Annotated in this window: 14 protein-coding genes; 5 read left to right on the top strand and 9 right to left on the bottom strand. The window is 61.8% G+C overall.

The genetic code is table 11. The annotated features are described in order from the left end of the window. Positions 1 to 297: 297 nt before the first annotated feature. Positions 298 to 2970, bottom strand: coding sequence for a pyruvate, phosphate dikinase (gene ppdK / locus BM177_RS03370; RefSeq protein WP_091677943.1), 2673 nt, complete (start codon positions 2968 to 2970; stop codon positions 298 to 300). A 126-nt stretch (positions 2971 to 3096) separates the two neighbouring features. Continuing rightward, positions 3097 to 3681: an HdeD family acid-resistance protein gene (locus tag BM177_RS03365; RefSeq protein WP_091677938.1), complete on the bottom strand. Its 585-nt coding sequence runs from the start codon at positions 3679 to 3681 to the stop codon at positions 3097 to 3099. A 461-nt stretch (positions 3682 to 4142) separates the two neighbouring features. Here BM177_RS03365 and dxs point away from each other — a divergent pair, with 461 nt between their 5' ends. From dxs to BM177_RS03350, 3 genes are all read left to right on the top strand, one after another. Beyond that, positions 4143 to 6086: a 1-deoxy-D-xylulose-5-phosphate synthase gene (dxs, locus tag BM177_RS03360; RefSeq protein ID WP_091677935.1), complete on the top strand. Its 1944-nt coding sequence runs from the start codon at positions 4143 to 4145 to the stop codon at positions 6084 to 6086. A gap of 67 nt (positions 6087 to 6153) precedes the next feature. Continuing rightward, positions 6154 to 6882 carry a TlyA family RNA methyltransferase gene (locus tag BM177_RS03355; protein WP_091677932.1) on the top strand — a complete coding sequence of 243 codons (729 nt, stop codon included), beginning with the start codon at positions 6154 to 6156 and terminating at the stop codon, positions 6880 to 6882. Beyond that, positions 6879 to 8150: a class I SAM-dependent RNA methyltransferase gene (locus BM177_RS03350; protein ID WP_175492482.1), complete on the top strand. Its 1272-nt coding sequence runs from the start codon at positions 6879 to 6881 to the stop codon at positions 8148 to 8150. The genes BM177_RS03355 and BM177_RS03350 overlap by 4 nt, the downstream gene beginning before the upstream one ends. Before the next feature lie 69 nt (positions 8151 to 8219). On the opposite strand, the gene BM177_RS03345 is transcribed toward BM177_RS03350, so the two are convergent. After that, positions 8220 to 9350 (bottom strand): calcium:cation antiporter, encoded by a 1131-nt coding sequence (locus tag BM177_RS03345; protein ID WP_244532072.1) that lies wholly within the window; start codon positions 9348 to 9350, stop codon positions 8220 to 8222. A gap of 141 nt (positions 9351 to 9491) precedes the next feature. Continuing rightward, positions 9492 to 10304, bottom strand: coding sequence for a rhomboid family intramembrane serine protease (locus BM177_RS03340; RefSeq protein ID WP_091677925.1), 813 nt, complete (start codon positions 10302 to 10304; stop codon positions 9492 to 9494). 272 nt (positions 10305 to 10576) lie between these two features. Here BM177_RS03340 and BM177_RS03335 point away from each other — a divergent pair, with 272 nt between their 5' ends. Next, on the top strand, positions 10577 to 10810 hold the full coding sequence (locus BM177_RS03335; RefSeq protein WP_091677921.1) for a hypothetical protein: 234 nt from the start codon (positions 10577 to 10579) through the stop codon (positions 10808 to 10810). 133 nt (positions 10811 to 10943) lie between these two features. Here BM177_RS03335 and prfB read toward each other — a convergent pair. The 5 genes from prfB to BM177_RS03315 all read right to left on the bottom strand — a co-directional run bounded on the left by prfB (position 10944) and on the right by BM177_RS03315 (position 14237). Next, positions 10944 to 12075 (bottom strand): peptide chain release factor 2 gene (prfB, locus tag BM177_RS03330; RefSeq protein ID WP_139223496.1). Its coding sequence is split into 2 segments (ribosomal slippage): positions 10944 to 12005 and positions 12007 to 12075, totalling 1131 coding nucleotides; the frame shifts between segments, so codons are not numbered across the junction. A 104-nt stretch (positions 12076 to 12179) separates the two neighbouring features. Then, positions 12180 to 12560 (bottom strand): hypothetical protein, encoded by a 381-nt coding sequence (locus BM177_RS19425; RefSeq protein WP_139223495.1) that lies wholly within the window; start codon positions 12558 to 12560, stop codon positions 12180 to 12182. Between the two features lie 157 nt (positions 12561 to 12717). Beyond that, positions 12718 to 13326 (bottom strand): DNA-3-methyladenine glycosylase I, encoded by a 609-nt coding sequence (locus BM177_RS03325; protein WP_091677912.1) that lies wholly within the window; start codon positions 13324 to 13326, stop codon positions 12718 to 12720. A 4-nt stretch (positions 13327 to 13330) separates the two neighbouring features. Further along, positions 13331 to 13627, bottom strand: a complete 297-nt coding sequence (locus BM177_RS03320; protein WP_091677907.1) for a YciI family protein — start codon at positions 13625 to 13627, stop codon at positions 13331 to 13333. Positions 13628 to 13637: 10 nt separating this feature from the next. Continuing rightward, a complete protein-coding gene (locus BM177_RS03315; protein WP_091677904.1) occupies positions 13638 to 14237 on the bottom strand; it encodes a TetR/AcrR family transcriptional regulator in 600 nt (199 codons plus the stop codon). A 446-nt stretch (positions 14238 to 14683) separates the two neighbouring features. Between BM177_RS03315 and BM177_RS03310 the strand changes: the two genes are divergently transcribed. Continuing rightward, entirely contained in the window at positions 14684 to 15610 is a 927-nt protein-coding gene (locus BM177_RS03310) for an NADP-dependent oxidoreductase (protein WP_091677901.1), read from the top strand. Positions 15611 to 15668 lie beyond the last annotated feature (58 nt).

Below are 15668 nucleotides of genomic sequence, written 5' to 3'. Positions count from 1 at the left end.
AGTAAGTCTGTAGCCCGCAAATCACCGCGCGCGGGCCTAATGCAGGATTTTCTGGAGCAGGAATCATTTTCCTAACTCGACTTGGCGAAAAACAATAGCGAACCCAACGCCAGATAGCTCATGCGAATTCCAAACGCTACTGTTTTATAATTAACGACGACGTCCGAGATTCAAATTATGATAAAAGTATACCGACAGATGACAACAGTATAAAGCGCATTATTCTCGCTAGACCATCGCTATCGCCATGAGCTGCTGGCGCTTCTCTGGACGCCCTCCCCCCGAACCCCCGCCGCATTAGCTTTTCGCGCGCTCGCGCAGCGCCGCCTGAGCCGCCGCAAGTCTCGCAATCGGCACCCTGAAGGGAGAACATGAGACGTAGGAGAGGCACAACTTTTCGCAGAACGCGATCGACTGCGGGTCGCCGCCGTGCTCACCGCAGATCCCTATTTTGATGTCGGGCCGCGTCTGACGGCCGCGTCGGCTGGCGATTTCGATGAATTCTCCCACCCCTTCCTGGTCAAGCGTGACGAATGGATCAGCGGGAAAGATGCCCTTGGCCACATACCCGCCCAAAAACGATCCCGCATCATCGCGGGAGAGCGCAAGACACGTTTGGGTCATATCATTGGTGCCGATCGAGAAAAACTCCGCGGTCACCGCGATCTCGCCCGCCCGCAAACTCGCGCGCGGCGTTTCAATCATCGTGCCGACCGAATAGGGAATGTTTTCGCCGGTTTCGCTCGCCACCGCCCGGGCCGTCGAATCGATCCTGGCCCTGACGAAATCGAACTCGGCCTTGGCGATGATCAGCGGAGCCATGATCTCCAATTGCACGATGGCGCCGGTCGCTCGCTTGACCTCGACCGCCGCCTCGAAAATCGCCCGCGCCTGCATTTCGGCGATTTCCGGAAAGGCGACCGCCAGGCGCGAACCGCGAAAACCCAGCATCGGGTTGATTTCGCGCAGGTCGGCGGCGCGGCGGCGCAGTTTCTCCGCGGCGATCCCCATCGAATCGGCGACTTCGGCGATTTCGGCTTCGGTTTGAGGCAGAAACTCGTGCAGCGGCGGGTCGAGAAGGCGGATCGTGACCGGCAGCCCGGCCATGATCTCGAAGATTTCGAGGAAATCCGCCCGCTGGATCGGAAGCAGCTTGGCGAGAGCGGCGCGACGCCCACGTTCGTCGTCCGCAAGGATCATTTCGCGCACGGCGACGATCCGGTGGCCTTCGAAGAACATGTGCTCGGTGCGGCAAAGCCCAATTCCCTCAGCGCCGAATCTGCGGGCGGTGCGGGCGTCCTGAGGCGTCTCGGCGTTGGCGCGGACGCCCATGCGCCGTGCGGCGTCAGCCCAGGCCATCAAGGTCGCGAACTCCCCCGAAAACTCCGGCTGAAGCATGGTGACGCGGCCCTGAATGACCTGTCCGCTGGTCCCGTCGATCGTGACGATGTCGCCTTTGCGGAAGACCACCCCCGCGGCGGTCATCGAGCCGCCGGCGTAATCGACGAGGATCGCGCCCGCCCCCGAAACGCAGGGCTTTCCCATCCCGCGCGCCACGACCGCGGCGTGAGACGTCATGCCGCCCCGAGTCGTCAGGATGCCTTCGGCCGCGTGCATCCCGTGGATGTCCTCCGGGCTGGTCTCGATGCGCACCAGGATCACTTTATGGCCGGCGTTTTTCAGCTGCTCGGCTTCATCCGAATCAAACACGATCGCGCCGCTCGCGGCGCCGGGAGAGGCGGGCAATCCGGTCGCCACCACCTTTCGAACGGCGTCCGGATCAATGGTCGGATGCAGCAATTGCTCCAGCGCCGAAGGGTCGATCCGAACGATCGCCTCGTCCTGGCTGATCAAGCCCTCGCGAGTCATGTCGACCGCGATCCGAAGCGCGGCCTTGCTGGTGCGCTTGCCGGCCCGGGTCTGAAGCAACCATAATTTCCCCCGCTCGACCGTGAATTCGATGTCCTGCATGTCGCGGTAATGTTTTTCGAGAAGCTCGGTCGCACGGACAAACTCCTGAAACACGGCCGGCAGGGTGATTTCAAGGGAAGGCTTCGTGGAACAGGCCGCGATCCGGGCCGATTCGGTGATGCTTTGCGGCGTTCTGAGCCCGGCCACAACGTCCTCCCCCTGCGCGTTGAGAAGAAACTCGCCGAAAAGCTCCTTTACTCCGGTCGCCGGATTGCGGGTGAAGGCGACGCCCGTCGCCGAAGTCTCGCCCATGTTGCCGAAAACCATCGCCTGCACGTTGACCGCGGTGCCCCAGCTCGACGGAATAGAGTGCAGGCGGCGATAGGTGATCGCGCGGGGATTCATCCACGAGCCGAAGACCGCGCCGATCGCGCCCCAGAGCTGCTCCTTCGGATCCTGTGGAAAGGAATTGCCGGTTTCTTCGTCGACCTTGGCTTTGAAGGAAACGATCATCTTCCTCCAGTCCGCCGCGTCGAGCTCCGTATCGAGAATGAGGCCCCTGCTCTCCTTGTAATACTCGAGAATGTCCTCGAAATAATGATGCGGAATGCCGAGCACGACATTTGAATACATCTGGATGAAGCGGCGGTAGGAATCATAGGCGAAGCGTTCGTCCGCCGCGCCTTTCGCCAAGGCTTCGACCGTGACGTCGTTGAGGCCCAGATTGAGCACCGTATCCATCATGCCGGGCATCGACGCGCGGGCGCCGGAGCGCACCGACAAAAGCAAGGGATTTTCCGCGTCTCCGAACGCCCGGCCCGTCAATTTGCCGACATAGGCCAGGGAGGTCTCGACTTCCGCTTCGAGTTCGTGCGGATAGCGTTTTCCGTTTTCATAAAAAAACGTGCAGACCTCGGTCGTGATCGTAAATCCCGGCGGGACGGGAAGTCCGAGGTTCGCCATTTCGGCGAGATTCGCGCCTTTGCCGCCGAGAATTTCGCGCAGATGACTTGCGCCGTCGGCCTGTCCGTCGCCAAAAGTATAGACTCGTTTGGCCATATCAGTCCTCTGCCAGAAGTCCGTTCGCGGCGGCGCCTCCCGTCAATAAGCTGTCAAGGCGGCGCCCCAGCCCCGCCGCCATGGTTCTTCGTAAAACCAAACGCTTGTCGCCCGAATTCTCGCAGTTCACGCGGCCTGCCGCAATCGCAAACCGAAAAAGATCCAGCCGGCTCCCCAGAAGATCAGATCGAGCCCGAGCAGAATGCCGAGCACGAAGAAGCTGTTCGCGGGCCAGCCGACAAGGATCAGAAGTCCGACAATGGCGGTCAGGACGCCAGCGGCGAGGATGACGTCCCGCGCCCCCGGATCTATTTTGGTCGCGAAATAGATGCGCATCGCGCCGGTCGCGATCATCCCGACGCCGAGCAACAGGGTGAACGCCGCCGCCGCGACAAGCGGCTGAGCGAAGGCGAAGGCGGCGGCGACGAGATAGACCGCTCCGGCGGCGACCCAGAGGAAGAACCGGCTCCAGGTTCGCGCGCCGATTCCGAGCGCGATCTCGGAGCCGCCCGCGATCACCATGAAAATGGCGATCGAATAAACCGAAACGATCGTGGCGCTCACCACCAGCCCGAGCGCGGCGAACCCCATCAAAGTGAGGAGCGATCCAAATCCGACGATCCACCCCCAACGATGCCGAAGTTGAGCGATCGCCGTGTCGAGACGGCGGGGATCGTCCGAAAGCGGTCGGAAATCGGGAGAGGACGGCATGGGAACGGGTTCCTTCCAGCAAGACGATTGAGATCGAACCAATCCGCCGCCTGCGGCGACTGCGCCGATGCGGCTCCGGGATAATAACAGAACAGGCGTTGCGGCAATAATCTCAAGATTTCGCTTTTGACTTATTGGTTAAACTTCGCCGCTTGCGAGATCGCCCGGCGTCCTCTTATTCTAAGGAGGGCGTCTCCTCGCGACGAGCCGGGCCAAAGTTCGCGCCTGCATGAAAATTTGCGGCTAAAGCGCTGTTCGTCTGGTGAATTCTTGCTCAATATGTGACGCAAAGGTCGCGCCTCTCCGTAAACTTCGCAAGGCGCCCCAATCCCGGTAAGGTTGGCGTTGCGGGGCCGAACCATGTTCGCTATTCACGTAAGACTGACAAGAACAACAATGACCTGATTTCCTTTTTTGAAGCATTTAGCAATTTATAATGGAGTTTCGGGCTGAGGTCCGCGATGAATGAGGCGAATGTGACCACACCTTCCAAAACCCCCCTGCTCGATCTGATCAGCTCGCCGCACGATTTGCGGAAGTTGAATGAGGAAGATCTTGCCCAGGTCAGCAGCGAATTGCGAACCGAAACCATCGACGCGGTTTCGGTGACGGGAGGCCACTTGGGCGCGGGCCTTGGCGTGATCGAACTCACGGTCGCCCTGCATTATGTGTTCAATACGCCCGACGATCGCCTGATCTGGGACGTCGGGCACCAGGCCTATCCCCATAAGATCCTGACCGGGCGCCGCGACCGGATCAGAACCCTGCGCCGGGGCGGCGGCCTCTCAGGCTTCACCAAGCGGAGCGAGAGCGAATACGATCCTTTCGGCGCCGCGCATTCCTCGACCTCCCTGTCCGCCGGACTTGGCATGGCGGTCGCCAATACGCTGGCCGGAAAACCTTCCAACGTGATCGCCGTCATCGGCGACGGCGCCATGTCGGCCGGGATGGCCTATGAGGCGATGAACAACGCCGGCGCGATGCATTCGCGCCTGATCATCATCCTGAACGACAATGACATGTCGATCGCGCCGCCGGCGGGCGCGCTGTCTTCCTATCTCGCCCGTCTCGTCTCGGGAGACGCCTATCGCTCGGTGCGCGAGGCCGCAAAGCAGCTCGGCAAGCTCCTGCCCCGCTTCGTCTATGACCGCGCCCGCAAGACAGAGGAGTTCGCCCGCAATTTCTGGGCGGGCGGCACGCTGTTTGAAGAACTCGGCATTTATTACGTCGGCCCGATCGACGGCCACAACCTCGACCAGATGCTCCCGGTTCTGAAAAACGTCCGTGATTTCAAGGAGACGGGGCCGATCCTCGTCCATGTCGTCACTCAAAAAGGCAAGGGCTACGCGCCAGCCGAGGCGACGCATGACAAATATCACGCCGTCAACATGTTCGACGTCGTCACCGGCAAACAGGTGAAGCCGAAGCCGAATGCGCCCGTCTATACGAGCGTCTTCGCCGAAGCCCTGGTCAAGGAAGCCGCCAAGGACGACAAGATCGTCGCCATCACGGCGGCGATGCCGAGCGGCACCGGCCTCGACATCTTTCAAAAACATTTCCCCGACCGCACCTTTGACGTCGGCATCGCCGAGCAGCATGCGGTGACTTTCGCCGCCGGCCTTGCGACTGAAGGCTACAAGCCGTTCTGCGCGCTCTATTCGACCTTCCTGCAGCGCGGCTATGATCAGGTCGTGCATGACGTCGCGATCCAGAACCTGCCAGTCCGCTTCGCCATCGACCGCGCCGGCCTCGTCGGCGCCGACGGCGCGACGCACGCCGGTTCGTTCGACGTCTCTTTCCTCGGCATCCTGCCGAACATGGTCGTGATGGCGGCCGCCGACGAAGCGGAGCTTGTCCATATGGTCGCGACCGCCGCGGCCTTCAACGAAGGTCCGATCGCTTTGCGCTATCCGCGCGGCGAAGGCGTCGGGGTGGAATTGCCGTCCGAAGGCAAGGTGCTCGAGATCGGCCGCGGCCGGGTTCTTCGCGAAGGAAACAAAGTCGCGATTCTCTCGCTCGGGACGAGACTCGCCGAAGCCCTGAAGGCGGCGGAAGATCTCGCGACCTACGGCGTTTCGGCCACGGTCGCGGACGCCCGTTTCGCCAAGCCGCTCGATCTCGAGCTTGTCCGGCGTCTGGCCGCCAACCATGAAGTGCTCATCACGATCGAGGAAGGCTCCGTCGGAGGTTTCGGTTCGTTCGTGATGCAGGCTCTCGCCGAGGACGGCGCGCTCGACAACCGCGGGTTGAAATTCCGGTCGATGGTCCTGCCGGACCTCTTCCTCGATCACGACAAGCCGGAGAAGCTCTACGCCCAGGCGGGTCTCGACGCCCAGGCCATCGTCGCCAAAGTCCTGGCGACGCTTGGCCGCAATTCCGATGCGGCCAAAAGCATGATCGCTTGATCGGGCCAGATCGGAAACCTGGCGGCCGCGCCCTTGCCAGCGGCCGCCAGCGCTTTATTTCTGCGGAATGACCTCACAGCGCGCCGATCTCGCCCTCGTCGAAAGACGGATTTTCGAGAGCCGCCAGAAAGCTCAGGAGGCCATCGCCGCGGGGCTCGTGCGCGTTGACGGAAAGACCCTGCGCAAGCCGTCCGAGCGGATTAAAGCCGACGCGTGCGTCGACGCCGCAGCGCCCTACCCCTGGGTCTCGCGCGGCGGGGTCAAACTTGCCGCGGCGCTCGATTGCTTCGGCTTCGATCCGGCCGGTCTGCCCTGCCTCGACATCGGCGCCTCGACCGGCGGCTTTACTCACGTTCTCCTCGACCGCGGGGCTTTGAGCGTCGCAGCCGTCGACGTCGGCCGTTTCCAGCTGCATCCCGACATCGCCCGCGATCCACGCGTCGTCTCGCTCGAATCTACGGACGCGCGCGGTCTCAGTCCGGCGGCCATTCCGGCGCCCCCCCTGTTCCTGACGTTCGACGTCAGCTTCATCTCCCTCGCCCTTGTGCTGCCCGCCGTGCTGCCGCTCGCCGGGACGAGGGCCCGCCTGGTCGCTCTGATCAAGCCGCAGTTCGAGGTGGGTCCCGGCCGCGCCGTCAAGGGGATCGTCAAGGACGAAGCGCTTCGCGCGAAGGTCTGCGCCAATATCTCCGCGCTGATCGAATCGCTCGGCTGGACGGTCCTGGGCCTCGTCCCTTCGCCGATCGAAGGCGGCGACGGCAACGTCGAATATCTCATCGGCGCGCAACGAACATGATCAGCCTCAACGCGAGGATCAAGATCGACCGCCTTGGGCAAAAGGGCGAGGGTCTCGGGCGCGGACCCGATGGCCAGGTCGCCGTCCCCTATGCGCTGGCGGGCGAGACGATCATTGCGGAACTCGACGGCGCGCAAGGCAAACTGATCGAAGTGCTGACGCCAAGCCCAGATCGGATCGAGCCTTTTTGCAGATATTTCGCCTCTTGCGGCGGCTGCGCCGTGCAAACGCTGGCCCCCGCGCCCACTGCGCAATGGAAACGGGAACTGCTGAGCGACGCCTTGCGTCAGGCCGGGCTGAACGCCTCGGTCGATCCCCCGATTGACGCGCATGGCGAGGGCCGCCGCCGCGCCACGTTCCACGCCCGCACGGGCGCGGACGGGCGCACCGCCGTGGGGTTCATGCAATCGCGCGCGCATGACATCGTCGAGATCACAGAGTGCCCCCTGCTCGCGCCCGCGATGAGTGGGGCCTTGCCCGCGGCGCGGGCGCTCGCCGACGCGCTGGCCGCGTCCGGCAAGCCGCTCGATATCCATGTCACCGCGACGGCGGCCGGCCTCGATATCGACCTGCGGGGCTGCGGCGCGCTCGACGAACACCAGACCAAAAGGCTCGTGCGCCGCGCCTTGAGCCTCGATCTCGCCCGGCTCTCCAATCATGGCGCGCTGATCACCGTCCAGCGCCAGCCCCTGCTCGAAATGGGGCGCGCGCTCGTCGCTCCGCCGCCTGGCGTTTTCCTGCAGGCGACCGAAGCCGCCGAAAAACTGCTCGCCGAAAAAATCTGCGCGGCCCTGGAGGGCGTTGAGACGGTCGCCGATCTGTTCGCGGGGGTCGGAACCTTTTCCCTGCCCATCGCCGAATTCGCCAGAGTCTGCGCCTTCGATCTCGAAGCCCCGGCTCTCGCCGCCCTCGCCAGAGGCGCCCGCGCCAGCGGCCTGCGGCCCGTCAAGACGGAAACCCGCGATCTGTTCCGCCGCCCGCTCGCGCCGAAAGATCTCGCCGCCTACGGCGCAGTGGTTTTAGATCCGCCGCGGGCGGGGGCGCAGGAGCAGGCCCGGGCCCTCGCCGAATCGGGCGCGCCGCTTGTCATCTCGGTCTCCTGCAACATCCGCACTTTCGCGCGCGACGCGGCGATCCTTTGCGCCGGCGGATATGAAATCGTCCGCATCCAGCCGATCGACCAGTTCCGCTGCTCGCCGCATCTTGAAATCATCGGCGAGTTCAGGCGGCCGGCGGTGAAGGCTCGGCGCCGTCCTCTGCTGGGATAGAGACGGACGTTCGCGGCAAGAAAGGCGGAGTATAGCGGAGCGCGGCGCCGAGGCGCTCGGTCGGCGCGATTATCCCTCCATCATCAGAAAAAGAAACGTCGTGAACATGATGAGGTGCACGGCGCCTTGCAGCACATTCGTCCGCCCGTTGGAAAAAGTGATGAAACTCAGGGCGAGGGTCAGAAGCAACAGGATCATGTCGGCATGCTCCACCCCGAGAACGACCGGATGAGCGGTCCAGCGACTGACGATGAGCATGACCGGAACCGTCAGCCCGATGGACGAGAGCACCGAACCAAGGAGGATGTTGACCGAACGCTGCAGCTTGTTCGCCAGCGCCGCCCTTACGGCGCCGACGGCTTCCGGCGTCGCCACAAGCAAAGCAATCGCGACGCCGCCGAAAATATCCGGGGCTTTGAGGGTCTCGATCACGTAATCGATCGGATGCGCCAGCTGTTCCGCGAGATAGATGACCGGCAGGACATACGCCGCCAGCATCACGAAATGAAAGGGGACTGATCGGGCGCCCGGCGCCGGCGCAACATGCGCCTTTTCCATCAAGCCTTCATCGAGCGTGAAATAGGCGCGATGGCGGCCCGTTTGCATCGCCAGGAAAGCGCAATAAAGGCCCAGCGACATGAAGCTGAGCGCGCTTTGCTGCAGAACGGACAAAGCCGGCCCGGGAGTCGTTTCCGTGTAGTCAGGCAGGATGACGCTCAACACCACCAGCGGAATAATGACCCCCAGATAGGTGTTTGCGCCTTGCAGATTATAGACCTGCTCGCGGTGCTTCCACCCGCCGAGGAGGAGCGACAGACCGACCATTCCGTTCAGGACGATCATGATCACCGAAAGGATCGTGTCCCGCACAAGGGTCGGATTGTTTTCGCCATGAAGCATGATGGCGGTGATGCTCATGACTTCGATGAAAGTGACCGAGAGGGTCAAGATCAGCGTGCCCGCCGGTTCGCCGAGACGCTCGGCGATATGTTCGGCGTGTCTGACGACCGCGAATGAAGAAACGAGAATGACGCCGAACAGCCAAAAGAACGTCAAACCCAGAACCAGAGGATTGGCGAGTTTGGCGTAGTACTCCTCCCCTTCGCGGGAAAAAATCACGCAGGTCGCCAGCGTGACGAGGAGTATCCGATCCGACCGCCAGCTGTCCCAAAGGCCGCTCGTCTTCCCCGCCTTCAGCAAGATGCAAATCGAATCATTGGAACGCTCGTTGAATTACCGACGGGCCGATGGTTGAAAATATGCCGTCTTCCACTCGCCGGAGCAAGGCTCAGGCGCTGCTGGCCTCTCCGCCGTCGCGCTGGAACGCCGACGTTTCAATCATCATGCGATCCCACCCCGCCCCACTGAAAATGGCGGCTTTGGATCAAACCAGCGAAACGCCAGCAACCCGACGAGGAAGCCGCCGATATGCGCCTCCCAGGCGATGGTCGCGCCCGCCATCCCGACCGAAGCCGGGACGACGCCGACGACGAAGTTCATCAAAAACCAGAACCCAAGGAACGTCGCCGCGCCGCGATTTGAAAACAGCTCGCGCAACGGCAGCGCCGGAAGGCGGTAGATCTCCTCGTCCTGCCGGTCCGCGAAGCCCAAAGTCTCCCCGAGCGGAGCTCCCGGCTGAAAGACGAATCGCGCCGCCGCCGCCATGGCGCCCGAGACGACAGCGGAGGCGCCGACAACGGGCTGTAGGTCGGTCATGTGCGTCAGGAAATGCAGGGCGGCGCCGGCGACCGCCGCGGCGATGCAGAACAAAAGGAAACGCGGCGGTCCGAACCGGCGCGCGACGGCCGAACCGAAGGCGACGAACCACAGCGAATTGACGCCGACGTGAAGCCAGCCGGCGTGCAGAAAAGCATAGGTGACCGGCGTCCACCATTGCGGCGAGCCGTCGCCGAGGAAAAATCGCGCGACGCCGGCGCCGGACTCGGATGAATCGGCGGCGTCAAAAGCGTCCGAGACGAGCCCGGGGTCGAACGCGTAGGTGAACCGACCCGGAACGAAGGCGAAATGTTCGAGAACGCCGAGATAGGTTTCCGGCGAGACCATCTGCGTCACAGCTTCGATCGCGACGAGGAGCACAACGATGGCGGCGATCACCGCCGGAATATTGAAGATCTTTTCTCTCCGCGGAACCATATTCGGCCGTCCAATCTTAGAGCTGCGGCCGCGGCGCGCATCAAAGGGTTGAGGATGATCCAGAACGCGCGAGCGCGCGAAAAAGCAGTTCAGTTTCGGCTCAAATCGAAGGTCGAACCGGAAGCTTGGCAGGTGGCGCTGGCGACGGGCGAAAATTCCTGGAACAATGGAAAATCATCTCCACATACTTGTGATATAGTCGCGCGGCCCCAATTAGTAGGGTCCGCTAAGGGCGGGGAACGCAATTTCGTTCTATGACAAAGGTTAAGGTTATGGAAGTCATCGAGTTTTTTCAATTCGCGGAGCGCCGGGCGGCGCGGGGGAATGCGGCGCAGGACAGGTTCGCGCCGCAGACGGCGGTCGGCGATCGCTGGGCGCAGCTTCATACCGAGAGCCCGATTCGCGAGATCGGCGAAGTCGTGTCGCCTGATTTATGGCAGGCCGATTTCTGGAACGATTTGCAGTTCCGGCTCGCTTATCCGACGCATCGCCTGCGCGCCTATTGAAACCAGGCTGCGGGACGCCCTGAGCATATTCCGATCGGATTGAATCAATCCCATCGAGAAGAATATGCTCAAGCTTTTGACTCTGAAGCGATTTCTGATCGATCGCATGACTTTCATGCGATCGGAAAGCGCTCTAATCGACATCCTCGATCGGAACGGACGCGCCGCCTGAAAGGCGCTGCGCCAGCGCCGCCTCCATGAACGGATCGAGTTCGCCGTCGAGCACGTCGTCAGGCGTCCCGGAGGTTGCGCCGGTGCGCAGATCCTTCACCAGCTGATAGGGCTGCAGCACGTACGAGCGGATCTGGTGCCCCCAGCCGATCTCGGTCTTGGTGGCCTCCGTTGCGTTCGCCTCCGCTTCGCGCCGCTCGATTTCCTGCTCGTAGAGACGAGCCCTCAGCATGTTCCAGGCGGTCGCCCGGTTCTTGTGCTGCGAGCGCTCGCCCTGACAGGCGACGACGATGCCAGAGGGAATATGGGTGATGCGCACGGCCGAATCGGTGGTGTTGATGTGCTGGCCGCCGGCGCCTGAGGAGCGATAGGTGTCGATCCGGCAATCGCTTTCCTTCACGTCGATATCGATCTTGTCGTCGATGACCGGATAGACCCAGACCGAGGCGAAGCTGGTGTGGCGCCGCGCGTTGGAGTCGAACGGCGAGATGCGCACGAGGCGGTGGACCCCCGATTCGGTCTTCGCCCAGCCATGCGCATTGTGCCCCTTCACAAGGAGCGTTCCAGACTTCAGGCCCGCCTCGTCGCCCGCGGTCTCCTCGATGATCTCGACCTTGAACTTGTGGCGCTCCGCCCAGCGGGCGTACATGCGAAACAGCATGCGCGCCCAGTCGCAGCTCTCGGTGCCGCCCGCGCCCGAATGAACCTCGATATAGGTATCGTTGCCGTCGACCTCGCCGGACAAAAGCGCCTCGATCTGACGCCGCTCGGCCTCGACCTTGAGCGCCTTGAGCTGATCGATTCCCTCTTTTTCGGTGGCCGAATCTTCCTCCGCCTCCCCGAGTTCGACAAGGGTCGCGGCGTCGTCGAGTTCGGTCTCGAACCGCCTGATTGAACCAAGCCGATCCTCGAGTTCGGTGCGCTCGCGCATGATTTTCTGCGCGGCCTCGGAATCGTTCCAGAGATCAGGGTCCTCGACCCTTGCGTTCAGTTCGGCGAGGCGGCGCGTCGAGGAATCGACGTCAAAGATGCCTCCTCAGCAATCCCATGGATTGCTTGATGGCTAGGACGAGCGCTTCGGCTTCGGCGCGCATGGCGGGAAATTCCACGGAGGTGACAAGGCGACGCTGGCGTTGCGCGCAACGAGCTACATAAGCTACCGGACTATCGCTGTAAATGCGGTCCGGATGATCAATGATCACGGATCCGTCGTACAATCACATTCATTTCCGGCTGTCTTGCAGACTGCCTTTATTTCGAGATATTGCTTTGGATTGAAGCTGAAATTAAATAAAAATGCGTTATTATCGCCTTTAAGTACGGTATATGTACAAATAACGTCCTGTCCTTTGTAGTTGAAACTAACGTCTCGACTTATATATGATACTTTATCCGCATCCGCATTAGTATCCTTGGAGCAAGACTGATTGTTTTGCTTTATGGCCACCCATGAATTGCAGCGGTTATCCAATATCAACGTACCAGAGGCGGCCATAGCCGATACTGGCGACACTAAAACTCCGACAAGAACAGCATATCGAGTAAGAATAGCACATCCAGCGCAAGCACTACCGCTCATTGACGTCTTCCCCCAAACAGAATCGCCTCGTTCAGCACGAACGTTTTTTTTATAACTGCCTCAGCTTGGCGCATTTGACAAGCGATCCCGCGAGGATATGCACCGCGCTTGAATTGTTCCGACGGCAGGCGGGCGGGCGTTGCTTCGCTTTTTGGTTCTATGCTGGTCGTGTGAAGGCCATTCTGGCGTCTGCCGCCTGTCCCCGGATGACGCATTCCTTCGCGTGATCGTTAATGAGACCCATGGCCTGCATGAAGGCGTAAATGGTGGTCGGGCCGACGAAGGACCAGCCGCGCTTCTTCAGATCTTTCGAGAGCGCAATGGACGCGGCCGAAGTCGAAGCTATCTGCGGCGCGGCCAGTTCATCCGGCTTCGGCTCGAAGCGCCAGACATAGGAGGCGAGTGAACCTTCCCGTTTCACCATCTCCTGCGCGCGCTTCGCATTGTTGATGACGGCGGCGATCTTGCCGCGATGACGAACAATGCCGGCGTCATTCAGCAGACGTTCAACATCAGCATCGGTAAAGTCGGCGATCCGATGGAAATCGAACCCATGGAACGCGGCGCGGAAGTTCTCGCGTTTAGCGAGAATCGTTCGCCAGCTCAGGCCCGCCTGAAAGCCTTCGAGGCACAGTTTCTCGAACAGGCGGCGGTCGTCATCGACTGGAAAACCCCACTCGGTGTCGTGATAGGCGAGGAACTCGGGCGTCGCCGCGCACCAGCGGCAACGCGGGCGCCCATCCGGGCCGGGGATGGTCGCGCTCATCGGCTCAGGCTTTCAGGCAGGCTTTCAGGAAGGCGAGCCGCTCATCGGCGCGGCCCGGCGCAATAGCAAGAATCTCGGCGCTGACCACGCCCTCGACGACGAAGGGGTCGTCCTGCACCCGCGCCTCCATCTCCTCTGGCGACGCATTGTGCGCGAGGATCGCGCCGCCCGCATTCGGCTGGAGGCTTCCGACCAGCAAAAACACGCCGTCGTCGAAACCGCGTTTGATCCAGGCATTGTGCCCGTCTATAAATTGCGGGGCTTTGGTCTTGTCGGCGAAGCGAAGGGTAACGACGAACATGGCGTCTCCATCAGACGGATTGGCGGGATCGGGATAACGAGGTCGCCGGGCATTGGGTTTGAAGCCACGCCTCCATGTCTGAGACCTCGCGGTAAATGAAAGCCTCGTCACGAAAGGCGGTGGCGAGTACGGCGACGCCCTGACTGCGCATCAAAAGGTGGAGGGCCAGCGCATCGGCATCCGCTTCGCGGCCGAGCATAGCGAACTGCCGGGCGAGCCAGTCGCGAAACAGCGAGAACAGACGCGCCGCATCCTCCTTCGCCGCATGATCGAGCTTCGCCAGTTCGTTGCAGAGCGTGCCGACCGGGCAGCCATGCGCCATGATCCTGGTGCGATTGGTGATGAGGATATGGACGAAGCTGCGGATACGGTCCGCCGGAGAGTCCGCATTCCGCGCCCAGGCCTCCAGGATGGCGCGGGTCTTTTCAACGCGCCCTCCGATCACGGCGGCGAGGATCTCGTCCTTGGTCTTGAAGTGATAATAGAAATTGCCGCGCGACAGCCCGGCATCCCTGGCGATATCGGCGAAGGACGTCGCCTCGAAGCCGCGCTCGTAGAAGAGCCGATCCGCTACATCCACGATCTGCTGGCGAGTTTCGCTCGCGCCCATAACCGGCCTCCACGACGATAGCGCGGAGGGACAAAGCCATGGACCGCGCTGTAGGACATTTGTCCTAATTCTGGGTTAAGTCAAATGTCCTAGAGCGTCAAGGGCGGCAGGCTTCGAACATCAGCCCGCAGGATGATCGGCTGGATCTCGCCACGCTCGACCGAACGTTCACCATTCGCGCCAGTGAAGGATTTGTCGGGAAAAGCCGGCGTCCAGCGGTCCAGTATTGCAAAGCGGGAGCGGAAGCTGCATCATATTGGCGTCGGAAAAGGCAGACTTGGTAAGGTAAGCCCAAGTCCTTCCCCATTGGGAAGTCCTATCCTTGCGCGAGCGCATGAGATTCCACGGCGAACGTTCGGCGCCCTTGCGGGATGTCGGCGATCGCTCGGTGTGGGTCGCAAAACGACAAACCACTCCGTGCGAGCCTTTTGGCGGCGGAGACGACAATGAAAGCAGTACAGTTCAGCCGGTTCGGCGGCCCCGAAGTCCTCGAGATCGTGGAACTTCCTGACCCGAGCCCTGGCCCGGGACAGGTCCGTATCAGGGTGTATGCGGCGGGGATCAGTGCGACTGACCCAAAGCTTCGCAGCGGCGCGATTCAGTTTGGCGCTGTCAGCTTTCCCCAGCGCACCGGCAGGGACGTGGCGGGCATAGTGGACCAAGTCGGCGACGGCGTGACCGACGTCGCTGTCGGCGAGCGCATCTTTGGTATTGCCGATGATGGCGCCGCGGCTGAGTTGGCGCTGGTCACCATCAGAGCCTTATTGCCAGCCACACTCGGCTTTATCGACGCGGCCGCCTTGCCTGTCGCGCTTGAGACGGCCACGCGCAGCCTCGACCAGCTCGATGTCGGCGCCGGCAAATCTCTGCTGATCAATGGCGCGGCCGGAGGCGTTGGCAGCGTGGCTGTGCAACTCGCCGTCGCTCGTGGAGCGCGGGTCATCGGCACCGCCAGCCCCGGCAATCACAGCTATCTTCGTCTCCTGGGCGCAGAGCCGGTAAGCTATGGCGAGGGCCTTGCCGAACGAGTCCGCTCGCTTTCGCCAAATGGAGTGGACCTGGCTTTGAATGTCGCCGGGGGCGCATTGCCGACGCTCATCGATCTTGCCGGCGGCCCGGCCAACGTCGTTGAACTTGCCGATATGACAGGAGCGAAAGAGCATAATGTTCATTTCAGCACTGGCTTCCACGGCCGTGCCTTTCATGCTCTGGACAGCATTGGAGCATTGATCGAACAGGGACGCTTCTGGCTGACTGTGGAACGCACCTATCCGCTTTCTCAAATCGCGGAAGCGCACCGCACAAGTGAAAGCGGCCATGTCCGCGGCAGGCTAGTGGTCGTCGTGGACCAAGCCCACTCGGGGAACGAATAACTGCAATGTTTGCGTATCCTTAGCTATCGCGCCACAGCGGTAAAATCGGCGGGGATGG

This window comes from Methylocapsa palsarum, from assembly GCF_900114285.1.
GTDB classification, from domain to species: Bacteria; Pseudomonadota; Alphaproteobacteria; order Rhizobiales; family Beijerinckiaceae; genus Methylocapsa; species Methylocapsa palsarum.
The sequence above is the reverse complement of the archived record's forward strand: the minus strand, read 5'-3'. Positions and strand labels throughout refer to the sequence as shown.

Excerpts from the sequence above, each read along its gene's own strand:
- ppdK (WP_091677943.1), bottom strand. The coding sequence starts at position 2,970 with ATGGCCAAACGAGTCTATACTTTTGGCGACGGACAGGCCGACGGCGCA.
- BM177_RS03365 (WP_091677938.1), bottom strand. The coding sequence starts at position 3,681 with ATGCCGTCCTCTCCCGATTTCCGACCGCTTTCGGACGATCCCCGCCGT.
- dxs (WP_091677935.1), top strand. The coding sequence starts at position 4,143 with ATGAATGAGGCGAATGTGACCACACCTTCCAAAACCCCCCTGCTCGAT.
- BM177_RS03355 (WP_091677932.1), top strand. The coding sequence starts at position 6,154 with ATGACCTCACAGCGCGCCGATCTCGCCCTCGTCGAAAGACGGATTTTC.
- BM177_RS03350 (WP_175492482.1), top strand. The coding sequence starts at position 6,879 with ATGATCAGCCTCAACGCGAGGATCAAGATCGACCGCCTTGGGCAAAAG.
- BM177_RS03340 (WP_091677925.1), bottom strand. The coding sequence starts at position 10,304 with ATGGTTCCGCGGAGAGAAAAGATCTTCAATATTCCGGCGGTGATCGCC.
- BM177_RS03335 (WP_091677921.1), top strand. The coding sequence starts at position 10,577 with ATGGAAGTCATCGAGTTTTTTCAATTCGCGGAGCGCCGGGCGGCGCGG.
- BM177_RS19425 (WP_139223495.1), bottom strand. The coding sequence starts at position 12,560 with ATGAGCGGTAGTGCTTGCGCTGGATGTGCTATTCTTACTCGATATGCT.
- BM177_RS03325 (WP_091677912.1), bottom strand. The coding sequence starts at position 13,326 with ATGAGCGCGACCATCCCCGGCCCGGATGGGCGCCCGCGTTGCCGCTGG.
- BM177_RS03320 (WP_091677907.1), bottom strand. The coding sequence starts at position 13,627 with ATGTTCGTCGTTACCCTTCGCTTCGCCGACAAGACCAAAGCCCCGCAA.
- BM177_RS03315 (WP_091677904.1), bottom strand. The coding sequence starts at position 14,237 with ATGGGCGCGAGCGAAACTCGCCAGCAGATCGTGGATGTAGCGGATCGG.
- BM177_RS03310 (WP_091677901.1), top strand. The coding sequence starts at position 14,684 with ATGAAAGCAGTACAGTTCAGCCGGTTCGGCGGCCCCGAAGTCCTCGAG.